The sequence below is a fragment of the Pedobacter sp. V48 genome, assembly GCF_000523515.1.
In the GTDB taxonomy this organism is placed as follows: Bacteria; Bacteroidota; Bacteroidia; order Sphingobacteriales; family Sphingobacteriaceae; genus Pedobacter.
In genome coordinates this window covers 19,288-37,539 of sequence record NZ_AWRU01000003.1, presented here as the reverse complement: position 1 = coordinate 37,539, position 18,252 = coordinate 19,288, and the positions used below count along the sequence as shown (strand labels likewise).

Annotated in this window: 15 protein-coding genes; 8 read left to right on the top strand and 7 right to left on the bottom strand. The window is 40.3% G+C overall.

The features are described from left to right. Positions 1–39: 39 nt before the first annotated feature. From metH to N824_RS02870, 3 genes are all read left to right on the top strand, one after another. Complete coding sequence (gene metH / locus N824_RS02880; protein ID WP_048903652.1) at positions 40–3,699, top strand: methionine synthase; 3,660 nt, start codon at positions 40–42, stop codon at positions 3,697–3,699. 23 nt (positions 3,700–3,722) lie between these two features. Further along, positions 3,723–4,676, top strand: coding sequence for a methylenetetrahydrofolate reductase [NAD(P)H] (gene metF / locus N824_RS02875; protein WP_048903651.1), 954 nt, complete (start codon positions 3,723–3,725; stop codon positions 4,674–4,676). A 103-nt stretch (positions 4,677–4,779) separates the two neighbouring features. Further along, positions 4,780–5,214 (top strand): META domain-containing protein, encoded by a 435-nt coding sequence (locus N824_RS02870; protein ID WP_048903650.1) that lies wholly within the window; start codon positions 4,780–4,782, stop codon positions 5,212–5,214. Here the strand turns inward: N824_RS02870 and thrC are convergent. From thrC to thrA, 3 genes are read right to left on the bottom strand one after another with little or no spacing between them, the layout of a single operon-like run. After that, the gene (gene thrC / locus N824_RS02865; protein ID WP_048903649.1) at positions 5,201–6,511 is read right to left on the bottom strand and encodes a threonine synthase; all 1,311 of its coding nucleotides are present in this window, start codon (positions 6,509–6,511) and stop codon (positions 5,201–5,203) included. The genes N824_RS02870 and thrC overlap by 14 nt on opposite strands. A gap of 12 nt (positions 6,512–6,523) precedes the next feature. Continuing rightward, positions 6,524–7,459, bottom strand: a complete 936-nt coding sequence (locus N824_RS02860; RefSeq protein WP_048903648.1) for a homoserine kinase — start codon at positions 7,457–7,459, stop codon at positions 6,524–6,526. Then, positions 7,456–9,903, bottom strand: a complete 2,448-nt coding sequence (gene thrA, locus N824_RS02855; RefSeq protein WP_048903647.1) for a bifunctional aspartate kinase/homoserine dehydrogenase I — start codon at positions 9,901–9,903, stop codon at positions 7,456–7,458. The genes N824_RS02860 and thrA overlap by 4 nt, the downstream gene beginning before the upstream one ends. 259 nt (positions 9,904–10,162) lie before the next feature. On the opposite strand from thrA, the gene rsgA reads away from it, so the two are divergent. The 4 genes from rsgA (at position 10,163) to N824_RS02835 (ending at position 13,464) form a co-directional block, all read left to right on the top strand. Further along, positions 10,163–11,083: a ribosome small subunit-dependent GTPase A gene (rsgA, locus tag N824_RS02850; RefSeq protein WP_048903646.1), complete on the top strand. Its 921-nt coding sequence runs from the start codon at positions 10,163–10,165 to the stop codon at positions 11,081–11,083. 5 nt (positions 11,084–11,088) lie between these two features. Next, on the top strand, positions 11,089–11,541 hold the full coding sequence (dtd, locus tag N824_RS02845) for a D-aminoacyl-tRNA deacylase (protein ID WP_048903645.1): 453 nt from the start codon (positions 11,089–11,091) through the stop codon (positions 11,539–11,541). Positions 11,542–11,605: 64 nt separating this feature from the next. Further along, positions 11,606–13,135: a glycosyltransferase family 39 protein gene (locus N824_RS02840; protein WP_048903644.1), complete on the top strand. Its 1,530-nt coding sequence runs from the start codon at positions 11,606–11,608 to the stop codon at positions 13,133–13,135. 2 nt (positions 13,136–13,137) lie between these two features. Beyond that, positions 13,138–13,464 carry a nucleotide pyrophosphohydrolase gene (locus N824_RS02835; protein ID WP_048903643.1) on the top strand — a complete coding sequence of 109 codons (327 nt, stop codon included), beginning with the start codon at positions 13,138–13,140 and terminating at the stop codon, positions 13,462–13,464. Between the two features lie 51 nt (positions 13,465–13,515). Here the strand turns inward: N824_RS02835 and N824_RS02830 are convergent, their stop codons facing one another. Next, complete coding sequence (locus N824_RS02830) at positions 13,516–13,917, bottom strand: HIT family protein (RefSeq protein ID WP_048903642.1); 402 nt, start codon at positions 13,915–13,917, stop codon at positions 13,516–13,518. A gap of 11 nt (positions 13,918–13,928) precedes the next feature. Beyond that, complete coding sequence (greA, locus tag N824_RS02825) at positions 13,929–14,402, bottom strand: transcription elongation factor GreA (RefSeq protein WP_048903641.1); 474 nt, start codon at positions 14,400–14,402, stop codon at positions 13,929–13,931. A 191-nt stretch (positions 14,403–14,593) separates the two neighbouring features. Between greA and N824_RS02820 the strand changes: the two genes are divergently transcribed. After that, positions 14,594–16,471 carry a M1 family metallopeptidase gene (locus N824_RS02820; RefSeq protein ID WP_048903640.1) on the top strand — a complete coding sequence of 626 codons (1,878 nt, stop codon included), beginning with the start codon at positions 14,594–14,596 and terminating at the stop codon, positions 16,469–16,471. On the opposite strand, the gene N824_RS02815 is transcribed toward N824_RS02820, so the two are convergent. Further along, positions 16,466–17,392, bottom strand: a complete 927-nt coding sequence (locus N824_RS02815) for a 2-hydroxyacid dehydrogenase (protein ID WP_048903639.1) — start codon at positions 17,390–17,392, stop codon at positions 16,466–16,468. The two genes, N824_RS02820 and N824_RS02815, sit on opposite strands and share 6 nt — an antisense overlap. Positions 17,393–17,438: 46 nt before the next feature. Beyond that, a complete protein-coding gene (rsmA, locus tag N824_RS02810; RefSeq protein ID WP_048903638.1) occupies positions 17,439–18,221 on the bottom strand; it encodes a 16S rRNA (adenine(1518)-N(6)/adenine(1519)-N(6))-dimethyltransferase RsmA in 783 nt (260 codons plus the stop codon). Between the last annotated feature and the right edge of the window lie 31 nt (positions 18,222–18,252).

Sequence of the window (18,252 nt, the reverse complement as noted above, 5' to 3'; positions counted from 1 at the left end):
TCAACTTTAGCTTATTACCTACTCATATTACTATTAAAAATGGACATTAGAGCAGAGTTAGAAAAACGTATCCTGATCATTGATGGTGCGATGGGCACTATGATACAACGTTACGTCCTTTCTGAAGAAGATTTCAGGGGCGAGCGGTTCAAAGATCACCCGTGTGATGTAAAAGGTAATAACGACTTACTAAACATCACCCGTCCAGATATCATTAAGGCCATTCACACCGAATATTTAAAGGCCGGTACAGATATCATTGAGACCAATACATTTAGTACCCAACGTATTTCACTGGCCGATTACCAGATGGAAGAGCTCGATTATGAGATGAGCTTTGAGGGGGCTAAAATCGCCAAAGAGGCAGTTAATGAATTCATGGCGGCTAATCCCGACAGAAAATGCTTTGTTGCAGGAGCCGTAGGCCCTACCAACAGAACACTATCTATTTCTCCGGATGTAAACGATCCAGGGTTCAGGGCGCTTACTTTCGATGAATTGGTTGATGCTTATTACGAACAAATACGCGGACTGGTTGATGGCGGTTCAGACCTGCTTTTAATTGAGACCATTTTTGACACCTTAAATGCCAAGGCTGCCATATTTGCGATCAAAAAATATGAAAATGTAATTGGCCGTAAAATAGAGATCATGATCTCCGGAACCATTACCGATGCTTCTGGCAGAACCCTATCAGGTCAAACTGCCGAGGCTTTCTTAAATTCTGTAATACACGCCAATCCGTTAAGTATAGGCTTCAACTGCGCTTTAGGGGCAAAAGACATGAGGCCGCACATAGAAGAACTTTCTGCTAAAGCAGGTTGCTATGTTTCTGCCTATCCCAATGCGGGTTTGCCAAATGAATTTGGCGCTTACGATGAGATGCCTCACGAAACAGCTCATCTGGTGGAAGATTTTATTCAGCATGGCTTTGTAAATATTGTAGGTGGTTGCTGCGGAACTACACCTGAGCATATCGGTTGCATAGCCGAAAAAGCAAAAAATGTAGCACCACGAAAAATACCCCAGATAGACCCTTATCTGCGTTTAAGCGGGTTGGAGCCAGTTACCATAACTCCAGAGAGTATTTTTGTAAACATAGGTGAGCGTACAAACATTACCGGTTCGCCTAAATTCTCTAAACTCATTTTAGGTGGAGATTTTGAGGCTGCTCTTGCTGTTGCACGTCAGCAGGTTGAAGGTGGCGCACAGGTTATTGATGTGAATATGGATGAGGGGATGATAGATTCGGAAGCCTCGATGACCAAATTCCTTAACCTGATTGCTTCTGAACCTGATATTTCCAAGTTGCCCATCATGGTCGATTCGTCTAAATGGACGGTTATCGAAGCCGGATTAAAATGCTTGCAGGGAAAAGGAATTGTAAACTCCATCTCTCTTAAAGAGGGCGAAGACAAATTCCGCGAAAGTGCACGCAAAATCATGACCTACGGCGCTGCCATAGTAGTAATGGCGTTTGATGAGCTAGGACAGGCTGATAATTTTGAAAGAAGAAAAGAGATCTGTAAAAGATCATATGATATTTTAGTTGATGAAATTGGTTTTCCGCCTCAGGACATCATCTTTGATCCGAACATTCTTACCGTTGCAACCGGATTAGAGGAACACAATAATTATGCGGTAGATTTTATAAATGCTACGCGATGGATTAAAGAAAACCTGCCACATGCAAAAGTAAGTGGTGGTGTTTCAAACATCTCCTTCTCGTTTAGAGGTAATAATACCGTTAGGGAAGCTATGCACTCGGCATTTTTATACCACGCCATCAAAGCTGGCTTAGATATGGGGATTGTAAATGCAGGGATGCTAGAGGTTTATCAGGAAATTCCACCAGAACTTTTAGTGCTTGTTGAGGATGTGTTGTTAAACCGCCGGGATGATGCTACAGAGCGATTGGTTGAATTTGCAGACACCATCAAATCTAAAGGTAAAGAGATTGTAAGGGATGAAGAATGGCGTAAAACCAGTGTCGAAGAAAGGCTTTCTCATTCATTAGTTAAAGGAATCATAGAATACCTTGATGCCGATGTGGAAGAAGCACGTCAGAAATACGCCAGACCAATCCAGGTAATTGAAGGCCCGTTAATGGACGGAATGAACATTGTAGGCGACCTGTTTGGGGCCGGCAAAATGTTCCTGCCACAGGTTGTAAAATCTGCCCGTGTGATGAAAAAGGCTGTAGCTTATCTGCTGCCATTTATTGAGCAGGAAAAGCTAGACAACCCGGATCAGGATCAGAATTCATCGGCAGGAAGGGTATTAATGGCTACTGTAAAAGGAGATGTTCATGACATCGGGAAGAACATTGTAGGCGTAGTTTTAGCTTGTAACAACTTCGAAATTGTCGATATGGGTGTAATGGTTCCTGCACAGGAAATCATTAAAAAAGCCAAAGAAATAAATGCAGATATTATTGGGTTGAGTGGCTTGATTACCCCTTCGCTTGATGAAATGGTGCACTTTGCCAAAGAGATGGAGCGTGAAGGCTTTACCATTCCTTTAATTATAGGCGGTGCTACTACCTCCAGGATTCATGCTGCTGTTAAGGTTGCCCCTAACTACTCGGGGCCGGCCATACACGTGCTCGATGCTTCGAGAAGTGTAACTGTTTGCAGTACTTTAATGAACAAAGATACCCGCGATGAGTACATTCGTGGCATACGCGAAGAATATGACAAAGCGCGTGAGGCTCACTTAAACAAGCGCTCTGATAAACGCTTTAAAACTATTGAAGAGGCCAGAAAGGATAACTTTAAAATAGATACTGCATTAGTTGCTTCTGCTCCTTCCTTTACCGGTACCAGGGTATTTGAGAACTATCCGCTAGAGGAGCTTGTGCCTTATATAGACTGGACTCCTTTTTTCCAAACCTGGGAACTGCGTGGTAGTTACCCACGTATTCTTGAAGATAAAGTTGTCGGCGATGAGGCTAAAAAACTTTTTAATGATGCCAAAGCACTATTAAAAAAGATCGTTGACGAAAAACTACTTACCGCAAAAGCGGTAATAGGATTCTGGCCTGCATATGCAAAAGGCGACGATATTGTACTTGATGTTGAAGGTAAAGAGGTAGTGATCCATACTTTACGTCAACAGGCTGAAAAAGTTGCCGGACAACCATATTATGCGCTCTCAGATTTTATTGCGCAACAGGAAACTGGTGTGCCTGATTATTTTGGCGGTTTCGCACTTACTACAGGTATTGGTTGTGATGAAATGGTGGCTGAATTTGAGGCTAACTATGATGACTACAACAGTATTATGGCTAAAGCATTGGCCGATAGGCTTGCTGAGGCTTTTGCTGAGAAGATGCATGAGCTTGTCCGTAAGGATTACTGGGGTTATGCAAAGGATGAAAATCTGGACAATGAGGCACTGATTAAAGAGGAATACGCAGGTATTCGTCCGGCACCGGGTTATCCAGCTTGTCCGGAGCATACCGAAAAGGGTACTTTGTTCGAATTGCTTGATGCTGAGAACAGAATTGGCCTGCATTTAACTGAAAGCTATGCCATGCATCCTACCGCAGCGGTAAGTGGCTTCTACTTTGCCCATCCGCAATCAAGATATTTTGGTCTTGGTAAGATAACCAAAGACCAGATTGATGATTATGCGATCAGAAAAGACATGCCTGTAGAAGAAGTAGAAAGATGGCTAAGCCCTAATCTTGCCTATTAAATTAACCAAACAACCTGACCAAAATGAAAATTGTAGATCATATTAATAATGCCAAGGATAAAACCTTGTTCTCTTTTGAATTATTACCGCCTGTAAAAGGCAAAAGCATAGACGAAATTTATAAGGCAATAGATCCGTTGATGGAGTTTAACCCTCCTTTTATAGATGTAACCTATCACAGAGAAGACTATATTTATAAACAACACAGTAACGGCCTGTTAGAAAAAGTTTCTTATCGCAAAAGACCGGGTACAGTAGCCATTTGTGCTGCTATAATGAACAGGTACAAAGTAGATGCAGTACCTCACCTGATTTGCGGTGGTTTTACCAAAGAAGAAACAGAGAATGCATTGATTGACCTTCAGTTTCTGGGTATCGACAATGTGTTGGTATTAAGAGGAGATGCCCGCCATGCGGATTCTTCTTTTATCCCTACCCCGGGTGGACATGCTTTTGCAACCGATTTGCTGCAGCAGGTAACTGATATGAACAGCGGAAAGTACCTGCACGAAGATCATTCTGCATTTAAAACAGATTTTTGCATCGGTGTTGCCGGTTATCCGGAGAAACATTTCGAAGCACCCAATTTGAAGACCGACTTTAAGTATCTGAAACAAAAAGTGGATATGGGCGCAGAGTTCATTGTAACGCAAATGTTTTTTGACAACACCAAATACGTGAATTTTGTACAGCAATGCAGAGAGAACGGGATCAACGTACCTATCATTCCCGGCTTAAAACCAATTACCTCGTCTAAGCAGTTAATCAGTTTACCAAAGGTATTTCACATCGATCTTCCGGAGGAGCTAACTGAAGCAGTTCAGGCATGCAAGGATGAGAAACAGGTGAAAGAAGTGGGTATAGAATGGATGATACATCAATGCAAGGAGCTAATCCAGGTTGGCGCACCGGTATTGCACTTTTATACAATGAGCAATCCCGAGCCTACCAAAAAGATCGCTCAGGCCATATTTTAAGAAACAATACAATCAAAACGATCGGTATCCTGAAAAACTCAGGATACCGATCGTTTTTAAAATAGTCTTTGTACCTTTAGGATAACAAACTAATTTTACCGCTATGAAAAAACTGATGCTACTTATACTTGTAATTGCAAGTGCCTTTACTGCCTGTACTACTATAAAGTCTGGAACAATAGGAAATGGTGGGCTATCTCAATTGAGCGGAACCTGGGAACTAAACTATATTTCGGGTCCAAGAATAGCATTTAATGGTTTATATCCAGGTAAAAAACCTACTATCACATTCGAAGTGGCTGATAAAAAATTTAGTGGGAATACCAGCTGTAATTCTTACTCAGGAGCACTTGTTGCTGATGATACATCCATCAACTTTACGGCTCCTTTTGCAATGACAAGAATGGCTTGTCCGGGCGAAGGGGAATCTACATTTGTACAAATGTTAAAGAAAGTAGGCACGTATTCAATAACCAGCGATACCACCCTTAACTTTATGATGGGCGATATCGCTATTATGCGGTTTAGTAAAAAGTAGTTAAATACTTTTTAAACGACTCATAGTCTGTATTCATCTTTTCTGCTTTTTTTGGCTTAGCCAAAAGATCTTTTACCTGGTCCGGGAACTCAATATTTGCTTTGATTCCTTCCGGAAAAACATCAGGGAATTTACAGGCATGCGCTGTAGAAAGGAAAACACCGGTATAATCATCGTCAGGATGTTCCGCTTTATATTTTTGGAATGCAAGCCACGCTATTGCAGTATGCGGACAAGCTATATAATTGAACTGCTCATATATCGCATTTATGCCCCCTACCGTTTCCTCATCGGTAAAGCGATAGCTCTGCACGATCTGCTGTAGCGCTCCCTTATCGTTCTTAAACAGGTCCATTATCCTAACCCAGTTACTTGGTGCCCCTACATCCATGGCATTAGAATAGGTTTGCACAGATGGCTTGGTTTCATAGACACCTGTTTCTAAGAATCTTGGAACAGTATCATTTACATTGGTTGCCGCTATAAATTGCTTTACCGGCAAGCCCATCTTATACGCTAAAAGGCCCGCGGCAATGTTCCCAAAATTTCCACTTGGCACAGAAAACACCACCTCCTGCTTACCTTGTCTCTTTAGCTGGGCATAGGCAGTGAAATAGTAAAATGTTTGCGGAATTAGTCTGGAAATATTGATGGAATTTGCCGAGGTTAACCTCAATCTCGCATTTAACTCCTCATCTGCAAAAGCTTGTTTTACCAGAGCCTGGCAATCGTCAAAAGTTCCATCTACCTCTACCGCATGAATATTCTGCCCGTTTGTACAAAGTTGCAGCTCCTGAATTTCACTTACCTTTCCTTTGGGATAAAGAATGGTTACCCTGGTATGAGGAACGCCCAAAAAGCCTAATGCTACAGCCCCGCCGGTATCGCCGGATGTAGCAACAAGTACATCCAGGGTTTTCTCATTATCTTTTAAGAAATAAGCCATAATCCGGCTCATAAATCGCGCACCAAAGTCTTTAAAAGCCAGTGATGGACCGTGGAATAGTTCTAGTACCGCAGTGTTTTCGTCAAGTGTTACCACAGGAGCTTCAAAATTGATAGCATCATCAATAATGCTTTGAAGGTCTTCTAAAGGTATAGCATCTTTAAGTAATACTGAAGCAACTTTAAAGGCAATTTGCGATAAAGTGAACTGATCTATATTATCAATAAATTCTTTGTCCAATTCTGGAATTTGAACCGGCATATATAAGCCTTTATCCAAAGGCATGCTGTTAAAAACAGCAGTGGCAAAATCTACTTTTAAACTGTGGTTATTGGTACTGTATAGTTTCATTTTGTTTGGTTATTAATCCAATATAATAGGGCCTCTTTTATTTACTTCTGAAACAAAAGACAGGCTATTTATAGCAATACTCTTTAAATGCTGCTTTAATTTTTCAGTGATTTTGTTTGCAGTATCTACATCCTTTGTAAGTGCAAATACCGATGGGCCTGATCCTGAAATACCAAAACCTACCGCACCGGTCTTCATAGCAATAGTGCGCAGTTTGTAAAAATCAGGAATTAAGATGGACCGTGTTGGTTCAACAAGTATATCTGTCATACTTCTTCCAATCAAATCATAATCCTTCATAAACAATCCACTAACCAGTCCGGCCACATTTCCCCATTGGGTTACGGCATCTTTTAACAACACTTTGGAACGGATCATCTGGCGGGCATCTTTAGTTGGCACATCAACTTCAGGATACACAATTGCAGCGTGCATCTCTTCAGGAAAAGGCAGGCTAATGATGTCCAAAGGCTGATAGCTTCTGATCAATACAAAACCACCCATTAAGGCAGGCGCAACATTGTCGGCATGACCATAGCCACAAGCCAGCTCCTCACCTTTCATGGCAAAAGGAACAAGTTCCTTGTTGGTTAGTAAATTACCCATCAATGTGTTTATAGCAAACAAACCAGCTACAGTACTTGCAGAACTTGAACCGAGTCCGCTGCCTATCGGCATCTTTTTGTGCAGTTCAATTTCTATACCCAGATTTGGTTTACCAATATGGTTTAAATAATGTTGTACACTGGCACTTACTGTATTTTTTGTTGGATTTAATGGTAATTTCCCATCATCGCCTGTAATTTTTGAAATGGTTATACCCTTACCCTCGGTAAGGCTCATAATTACCTCATCACCCGGTTGGTTTACGGCAAAACCTAAAACATCATACCCACAAACCACATTTGCTACAGTAGCAGGAGCGAAAACTTTGATAGACTTTCTCATCGTTTACCTACGTTTATGATGTCAGCAAATACACCCGCAGCAGTCACCTCTGCACCAGCACCAGGGCCTTTTACAACCAAAGGCCTGTCTTTATATCGATTAGTAGTAAACGAGATAATGTTATCACTACCAGAAAGGGTATAGAACGGGTGGTTCTCATCTACCATCTGCAGGTTAATAGAAACCTTACCACCTTCTAGCTTACCAATATATCTCAATACTTTATTATCTTGAGTTGCCTGTTTTTTCAGGTTCTCGAAGTATGCTGAATTATTTTTTAACTCTTTATAAAAGTCGGCCACACTTTCTGCAGCCATACACGATGGAGGTAACATATTTTCTAATTCTATATCTTTTTCTTCTAATGCATATCCGGCATCACGGGCCAGAATAAGCATTTTACGCATAAAGTCTTTACCATTAAGGTCATCTCTTGGGTCAGGTTCGGTATAGCCTTTTTCCTGTGCTTCTTTTACTACCTCATGAAAAAGAACTCCGTCTTTATAGTTGTTAAAGATGTAAGAGATGGTACCCGAAAGGATGGCTTCTATACAGGCTACCTTATCGCCACTTAACATCAGGTCTTTAAGGGTACGGATAATTGGCAGGCCTGCTCCTACATTGGTTTCGTAGAAAAAGTCGACTCCGTAAGTTCTTGCTGCTTGTTTAAATGCTGCATATTGCTCGTAATCGGCAGAGTTTCCGATTTTGTTGCAGGTAACTACAGAGATGCTCGATTGTAATATATCCAGATAAAACTCAACCGGATTATGGCTTGCAGTATTGTCAACAAACACGCAGTTCGGAAGGTTCATCGCCTTCATGCGTCGGATGAAATCAGGCAAACTTGCTTTTGTGTCCTGGTTGTTTAGGTCTTCTTCCCAAGTGTTAAGATCTATTCCCCGTGGGTCAAGATACATTTTACGCGTATTACTTACCCCCATAACTTTTACTTGTAAATCGTTATTATCAGCAAGGAAAGGCATTTGATCCTGAAGTTGTTTAAACAGTGTTTTACCGATATTGCCAGTACCCAGGCAGAACACATGTAAGGTTTTTTTAAGATCTGCATAAAATGCATCATGAATGGCATTTACTGCCTTAGACAAGTCGGTTTTTGAGATAATTACCGAGATGTTATATTCTGAAGAGCCTTGTGCAATGGCCCTTACATTTACACCATTACGACCAAGGGCGCTAAACAATTTACCAGACATGCCTGGTGTACGCTTCATGTTTTCGCCAACTATCGCTACAACCGACAGTCCGTTTTCTACTTCTGGATATTCAAGTTTTCTGGCTTGAAGTTCCAGTTCAAATTCTTTATTAATTAACGACAATGCTTTTAAAGAATCAGCTGGTTTTACCGCAAAGGTGATGCTGTGCTCAGATGACGATTGAGTGATCAGCACAACGTTAACCTGCTCACGTGAAAGCATAGAGAACAACCTGCCACTAAAGCCTGCCTTGCCTACCATGCCACTTCCTGAAAGGTTTAAAACGCTGATCTCATCAATTGACGAGATTCCCTTTATCGGAAGGTTTGAAGGGCTTATACCGTGCTTAATGTATGTTCCGGCAAAGGCGGTATTGAAGGTGTTTTTGATTACAATTGGAATTTTCTTTAAAAAAGCAGGGATCATGGTTGGAGGATAGATCACCTTGGCACCAAAATAAGAAAGTTCCATCGCTTCTGTGTAGCTCAGTTCAGGCAATGAAAAAGCTTTTTTAACGATACGCGGGTCTGCAGTCAACATCCCGTCAACATCAGTCCAGATTTGTATTTCTGATGCATTCAAAGCTGCACCCCATATTGCAGCGGTATAATCGCTACCTCCACGGCCAAGGGTGGTCACACGGCCATCATCATTGCTCGAAATGAAACCGGTAACAAACAAAAGCTTGTCTTGGTTGGCTTCATAAAAATCATTAATGAGCATCTCGGTCATGTAGGTATTTACCTTAGCCTGTCCAAAATTACTATCTGTTTTGATCAGTTCTGCGCCATCAACATACACCGCGTTGGGAAATTGTTGTTTGGCAATGTGGCTGATCATTATGGTAGAGCATCTTTCTCCATAACTAAGAATCAGATCTTTGGTTTGGGCACTAAGTTCACGGAGATTATACACCGATTGTAAAATATCTTCCAGCTCATTGAAATAAATTTTAAGCTTGGTAAGCACTGGATTTTGTGCTCCTGCAGGTAATAAAGTTCTGATTACCTTGAAGTGTTTTTCCTCAACAAGTTTTAATGCGTCGCCGTAGTCTCTTAGGTTCCGGGCATTTTCTGCCATGTCGAGTAATGCGTTGGTAACACCGCCCATTGCTGATAAAACTACTATAGGATTCTCCTCTCCCTGCAGTGGTTTAAGTATCTCTATCAAAGCGCTTATGCTATCGACAGAACCGACTGATGTGCCTCCAAATTTTAAAATATTCATAGTTGTTGGTTAAAAAAAANGCGCCTTCCTGGTTTAGAGGAAGGCGCTTTTCGTGGTTTTTTATTTTTTCAGTTACACCATTAGCTTACCTTCCTCCGAGTAATCCCGGTGGTGGTTGTAGTGGTAGTAATTGTTGAGTTCATATACATTGTATTTTTTACACTTAGTGTGCTGTGGTGTAAAGTAAAGTTATATTTTTCTAATTAGCAAATGATTATAAAAATATTTTATATCATGTTTCTTACCTTTACACCTTTATATGCGAGGATTAGTAATTAAATCAACAGGAAGCTGGTATCAGGTACATGCAGAAAATGGCATCAATTATGACTGCCGGATTAAGGGCAAGTTTAGAATTCAGGGTATTCAGACCACAAATCCTATTGCGGTTGGAGATCAGGTAGAGTTTGAACTTGAGCCAAATTCGGACAATGGGGTGATCCATAAGCTGCACGACCGGAAAAACTACATTATCCGTAAGTCCATCAATTTATCCAAACAGGCTCAAATCATTGCTGCCAACATGGATCAGGCTTTTCTGGTAGTTACCCTTGCCTCTCCCCGCACCTCCTTAGGTTTTATTGATCGTTTTTTGGCAACTGCCGAGGCTTATTCCATACCTGCAGTTCTGATTTTCAATAAACTTGACCTCTTTAATGAAGATGGCTTGGCTATTTTAGCTGAATATGCAGCTATTTACGAAAACATTGGCTATCCGTGCTATACCGTATCTGCTATAGAAGGCACCAATATCCCTCAGATAGAAAGTTTACTTAAAGATAAAACGACCTTGTTTTCTGGTCACTCCGGTGTAGGAAAATCAAGTCTCATTAATGCATTGCTACCCGGAAGAAGTATTAAGACTGGTGAAATATCGGAAGCCAGCGACAAAGGCCAACACACTACAACCTTTGCAGAGATGCATACTTTACCTTTCGGAGGTTATCTTATAGATACTCCGGGCATCAGAGAACTGGGCATATTTGACATCAGGCCTGAAGAACTTGGTCATTATTTCAGAGAGATGAGGGACTTGATGAATGAATGTAAATTCAATAATTGCCGACATGTGAATGAACCAGGATGTGCTGTGATAAGAGCGGTAGAAAATGGTGAAATAGAGCTAAGCAGGTATGAAAGCTACCTTAGTATTTATAACGGCAACGAAACACGCGCCTAAGCTGTATGAGAGCGGTTATACAAAGAGTTACTGAAGCCAGCTGCAAGGTAGATGGAAAACTAACAGGTACTATTACGGATGGTTTTCTGGTGTTGTTGGGTATTGAAGATGCCGACACACAAGAAGATCTGGATTGGCTAGCTCAAAAAATAGTGAACATGCGTGTTTTTGGAGATGAAAACGGGCTAATGAACAAAGGCCTGGCAGATATTGATGGAAACATTTTACTGATTAGCCAATTTACACTGTTTGCCTCTACTAAAAAAGGCAACAGACCCGGCTTTACCAGGGCCGCGAGACCCGATAAGGCCATCCCACTATACGAATCCATGATTAAGCAATTGTCTTCATTGCTCAATAAAGCAATCCAAACGGGAATATTCGGAGCGGACATGAAGATAAGCCTTGTAAACGATGGCCCCGTAACGATCACTATCGACACTAAAAACAAGGAGTAACATCTTTCCTGAATTTTGGGTAAATTTATTCTTATCATAAATTAATCTTACCTAAATTACTGGTATGCAACTCCAAAAAACCAGCACTGAAACCATTGTTTTAGTATCCTTCGTTGTATTGAAGCTTTTTTTACACTGTTTCCTGATTAATCCGGTATATGAACTACACCGTGATGAGTTTTTACACCTTGATCAGGCAAAGCATCTGGCATGGGGCTTCCAATCCGTCCCTCCCGCTACCTCTATTTTCGCCTGGATTATAAAACTGCTTGGTGGCAGCACTTTTATAATACGGCTGGTTACTGCGTGTTTTGGCGCAGGCACATTAATATATTCGTGGTTTATTATTAAAGCGCTAAAAGGTGATCTGTTTGCGAAGGTGCTAGGTATGGTGGCATTGTTTGCATGTGCCATTGCGCGTTTGGATATGTTGTTTCAGCCCAATGCTTTTGATATTCTTTGCTGGACAGCCACTTACTACTACTTTATAAAATACATCTCTACAAATACGCCCAGGTTTATTTATTATGCAATACTTGCTATTGCAATTGGTTTTTTAAACAAATACAGTATTGCTTTTCTGGTTGTCGGCTTAGCACTGGGATTTTCCATATCCCGACAACGACATATATTTACCATCAAACACTTATATTTCGCCATTGCCATAGGCTTACTGCTGGTTTTACCAAATCTTTTATGGCAATATCAGAACCACTTCCCTGTAGTTAAACATATGAAAGAGCTTGCAGTAACCCAACTGGATAAAATTAACCGAATAGATTTTCTCAAAGACCAGGTGCTTTATTACATTGGTGATCTGTGGATTTTATTTGCTGCCGCAGTTGCCTTTTTTGTTTACAAACCATTTAAAAGTTTAAGATGGATTGGCTTAAGCTACCTGATTACTATTGCCTTGTTTACCTGGTTCAGAGCAAAAGGATATTATGCAGCGGGACTTTATCCTGTTTTGTTGGCTTGTGGATCTGTTTATATTGCCGCTGTATTTAAAAATGGATGGCAAAGGTATCTTAAGGTTGTTCCTTTAATTACCGCTATAGGCATGTTTTTTCTTATTCTGCCTTTTGCCTATCCAATATTAACCCCGGGGGAAATTATCCTTAAAAAGGAGAAATTTGAGAAAATAGGTGCTATGCGATGGGAAGACGGGAAAAACCATCATCTACCTCAGGATTTCGCAGATATGCTTGGCTGGAAGGAATTGGCAAAGATTGTAGATGAGGTTTATAAAAAGATTCCGCAAAAAGAAAATCTGATTATTCTTTGTGATAATTATGGAGAAGCCGGAGCTATAAATCATTATTCTGCTTTTAAAAACATTAATGCTGTTTCATTCAGTGCAGACTACATTACCTGGGTTAACCTCAACAAACAAATTAAAAATGTGATTCTTGTTACGAGTATTGAGGATGATGATCCCGATCGGAAAGTGGAAAAACCTATATTTGAACGGGTAACGAAAATCAACTCTATTAAAAATAAAATGGCCCGTGAATACGGAACTTCAGTGTATTTACTGGAGAATGCTAAAATTGATATCAATGCCCGTTTAAAAGCGGAAATGAAAGAGGACTAAAAATGACAATAGAAGAAGCGCAGAAAACTGTAGACCAATGGATTAATACTACAGGAATCAGGTATTTTAATGAATTAACCAATACTGCCATTTTAATGGAAGAGGTTGGTGAGGTAGCCAGAATCATGTCAAGAAAGTACGGCGAACAATCTTTTAAGAAAAGCGACGAAGCAGTTGATCTGGGTGATGAAATGGCAGATGTGCTTTTTGTGTTGATATGTTTGGCTAATCAGACCGGCATTGATTTAACCACAGCCCTGGAGAAGAACTTGGTTAAAAAGAATATTCGCGATGCGGAAAGACATAAAAATAACGAGAAGTTAAAATAAAAAAAGGCAGCGTTTATAGACGCTGCCTTTCAGGTATTTAAAAATAATGTTTTAATCGAGGGTTAGTGCTGCTTTAATTTTAGCTGCCGCTTCTGCTAATTCCTCGTTTGTAGGTTTCAGCTTTTCTTTACTAAAATTCATGTCGTTTACGGCATTCATTGGAATCAGGTGAATATGTACGTGTGGTACTTCAAGTCCGATTACTGCTACACCTACTTTTTTACAGGGAAAAGCTTCTTTTAAGCCCTTAGCTACTATTTTAGCAAACAAGGTTAGTCCGAAATAGCTTTCGTCGTCCATATCAAAAATGTAATCGATTTCCTTTTTAGGAATAACCAGAACATGCCCCATCACTAAGGGACTAACGTCTAAAAAGGCAAGGAATTCGCTGGTTTCTGCAACTACGTGTGCCGGAATATCGCCATTAACAATTTTTGAGAATATGCTTGACATGAGTTTGGGTTTTATCTCGTGATTTCCAATATTTCGAATTCAATTTTTCCGGCCGGCACCTGAATTTCAGTTTTATCGCCAACTGACTTACCCAATAAACCCTGGGCAATAGGAGATTTTACAGAAATCTTTCCTGTTTTTAAATCTGCCTCCGATTCAGCTACCAATTGATAGCTCATTGTAGCGCCATTTTTAACATTTTTGATCTTTACGATTGATAATGCCAGTACTTTAGAAGTATCCAGTTTCGATTCATCAATTAGCCTTGCTGTTGAAAGTGTTGTTTCAAGCTTAGCTATCTTGGCTTCATGTAAACCTTGGGCTTCTTTTGCTGCATCATATTCCGCGTTCTCAGAAAGGTCACCTTTATCTCTTGCTTCTGCTATCGCTTTAGATATTAACTGCCTCCCGGTAGTTTTTAAATAGTGCACCTCTTCTTTTAGTCTCTCTAAACCATCTTGGGTATAATATGTTACCTCTGTCATAGCTCGTTTATTTTGTTAGTTACTCTAAAAAACAAACAAGACTACATGGGATTCTAAACCTACATAGTCTTGCTTCAATTAAAACGAAGATAATGGGGTAATACCACAAAAACAAATTATTGATCTAAAATGATGCAGTTATGAACAAAATAAGGCTATTTTTATATTTCCATTAAGTTAACAGTTATAGAATGAATATTTTAAAAACCCTATTTCTATTCTTAATCACTTCATTTACAGTTAGTGCGCAAGAATTATACACACCAAGAAATATAAAAAAAGCATATGATAATGGAACACGTTCATACGATGGAAAACCAGGCAAAAATTACTGGCAAAATCGGGGCAAGTATGACATTCAGGTATCGGTTGACGAAAAAAATAAGATCGTAACAGGAAAAGAAACAATTGTTTACACAAACAATAGTCCGGACACATTAAAATCAGCAGCAATTAGATTTGTAAACAATATCCACAAACCTCAAGCTCCAAGATCTGGCTATGTGGGCACCGATTTTTTAACTTCTGGATTAAAAGTAACATCAATTGCAGTAAATGGCCAAACGCATGAAGTGAACAGTACCGATTGGGGTACCGTTGCAAGTGTTGCACTTAAGAACGCACTACTCCCAGGTCAACCGGCAACATTTGTGATCGAATGGAACTATCCCTTGTCAAAGCAGAGCGGCCGCGAGGGACAAATTGACAACACTTCTCTTTTTGTTGCCTACGCTTACCCCAGAATATCTGTGTATGATGATTATAATGGATGGGATATGATTCCACATAGCGACAGGACAGAGTTTTATAACGATTTCAACGATTATAAACTCGCCGTTAAAGCACCAAAAAATTACGTAGTTTGGGCAACCGGCGATCTGCTAAACCCCGATGAAGTGTTGGAAGCAGAATACGCATCGAGGCTTAAAAAATCTTATACATCTGATGAGGTAATACATATTGCCACTGCGGATGAAATGAAAAAAGGCGGGGTAACAAAACCAAAAGACGATAACATCTGGAAGTTTGAAGCCAACAATATAAGCGATGTTACTTTTTCATTAAGCAGTAGCTATTTATGGGACGCGGGAAGTGTTGTGGTTGATAAGAAAACCAATAGAAGGGTTAGCGTTCAAGCCGCTTATAATGAAGCCGCGAATGATTTTCCTCATGCAGTTGAATGGGGGAAGCTTGCGCTGGATTGGTTTTCGAACAATTGGCCGGGAGTGCCTTACCCTTTCTCCAAAATGACCGCCTTTCAGGGATTTGCAGATATGGAATATCCAATGATGGTGAATGATTCCAGCACTCCTGACCTTGAGTTTTCGCAATTTGTTCTTAATCATGAAATTGCCCATACATATTTTCCTTTTTACATGGGCACCAATGAAACACGCTATGCATTTATGGATGAAGGTTGGGCCACCACATTAGAATATTTGATAGGACAGCAGCAATTAGGCAAAGAAAAAGCTGCCGAAAACTATAAGAAGTTCAGGGTACAACGTTGGATATCTGACCCCTCGACAGAGCAAGATCAGCCAATAATTTCTATGTCAACCCAGGTATCGGATGCCGGATATGGCAATAATGCATATGGTAAACCTTCATTGGCGTATCTGGCTTTAAAAGATCTACTTGGCGATGAAGTGTTTGGAAAGGCCCTGCATACTTACATGGACCGTTGGAATGGTAAGCACCCCATTCCATGGGACTTCTTTTATTCCTTTAATGATGCCACAAAACAAAACTTAAACTGGTTTTGGAACAATTGGTTTTTTAGCAACAGCTACATAGACCTTGCCATTGAAAAGGTAATTGTAAAGGGGAACAATTATACCGTTTCAATAAAAAACGCAGGAGGATTTGCAATTCCTTTTGACCTGAAGGTTATTTATAACGATGGCAAGGAGCAGCTCATTCATCGCACCCCCGAAACCTGGAAAAACAACCGTAAAGAGACATTCTTTGAAATCAGAGCCAATGCCCCGGTGCGATCAATTACGTTAGATGGCGGCATTTTTATGGATGCCAGACCTTCTGATAACATTTGGCTAAAGAAATTATAACTTGCTTAGCTTCGCAGCCAGAACTTCTGAAATCTTACGATAAGAGTCGAAGGTCCAGCCTCCAACGTGTGGTGTTAATATCACCTTGTCGGATTTAGCTAGGCCTTGATACCAGTCCTGATTTCCCAAAGCCGGAAATTTCTCTACCTCCAGCACGTCAAGCCCCGCTCCGAGTATTTTATTTGCTGCTATAGCATTTAAAACTGCCCTGGTATTGACCACCTCTCCCCTTGCGGTATTGATAAAAAATATTGGCTTACGAAAGTGAAACAGGTACTCTTCGTCTATCATCTGCCTGGTTTCTGATGTAAGTGGGACATGTAGGCTCAGCACATCGCTTTGCTTCACAATCTCTTCCATGCTTACTTCTTTGGCGTAAACATCGGTAAAGCCTGTTTTATATTTATCATATGCAATAACGTTAACTTCAAAACCAGCTAATTTTTTCGCGAAGCTTTTACCCATAAAGCCATAGCCTATGATCCCAACGGTTTTACCTTTAAGTTCAAATCCACGATTACCCTCCCTGTCCCAAACACCGTTTCTTACTTCAATATCTGCCTTGCGGAAGTTATTCATAAGCGCAAGCAGCAAACCTGTAGCATGCTCTCCAACAGCATCCATATTTCCTTCCGGGGCATTTAGCAGTTCAATATTCTTTTCCTTTGCAAACGCTTCATCTATGTTATCCAAGCCCGCTCCTGCCCTTGCAACAAATTTTAACTTAACGCCAGCGCTTAGAAGTTCTTTATCAATTAAAAATTTTGTTCGAACAGCTATTCCTTCATATTCAGCAATCACAGCAAGCGTTTCGGCTCTTGTAATTAAAGGCTGATCGTTTACTTCGTATCCAAGTGCAATGGCACTTTCTTTAAATGCCGGATGCAGATCGTCAACTATTAATATTTTCCCTTTGGTCATTATTAGAATTCTATTTATGCAAAAATACGGGGTCTACTGGTCAATCCTATTGGGATAATTGTGCTAAATGCTGAGTAAGTGTAATAAAATCTGCAACACTTAACTGCTCCGCACGTTTATCAAAAAACACATGGTCATCCATTTTATCTTTAGGGACAACCCCGGATAGCGCATTGCGCAATGTTTTTCTTCTTTGATTGAAACCTGCTTTTACGGTACGCCAGAAAAGCTTTTCATCACAAGGCAGCGTTTCTACATTATTACGGCTCAGCCTGATCACACCGGAATTTACTTTTGGCGGCGGATTAAATGTACCGGGCTTAACAGAAAACAGGTATTCAATATCGTAATAAGCCTGGATCAACACACTTAAGATGCCGTAATCTTTAGTACCTGCTTTGGATGCACAACGCTCTGCAACTTCCTTCTGGAACATACCAACCATTTCCACTACATGAGCTCTGTTTTCGAGAATCTTGAACAGGATTTGAGAAGAAATATTATAGGGGAAGTTTCCGATGATTGCATATTTTTCAGGAAAAATCTCAGATAGATTTAACGCCAGGAAATCACCATTTATTAGTCTATCCCCTAGCTGAGGATACTTTTCCTTCAGAAAATGATAGGACTCAACATCTATATCAATCAAAAAAGTTTCTAGGTCTGTCCGCTCCAGCAAAATATCTGATAAGATTCCCATCCCGGGACCTACCTCAAGTACTTGTTTGTATTTATCGGTGTGAATAAGGCCGTTTACTATTTTTGCCGCAATGTTTTTATCCGTTAAAAAATGTTGCCCTAAATGTTTTTTTGCCTTTACCAAACTCATATCCTGATCTATTAAAAGCTGCAAAATAAGT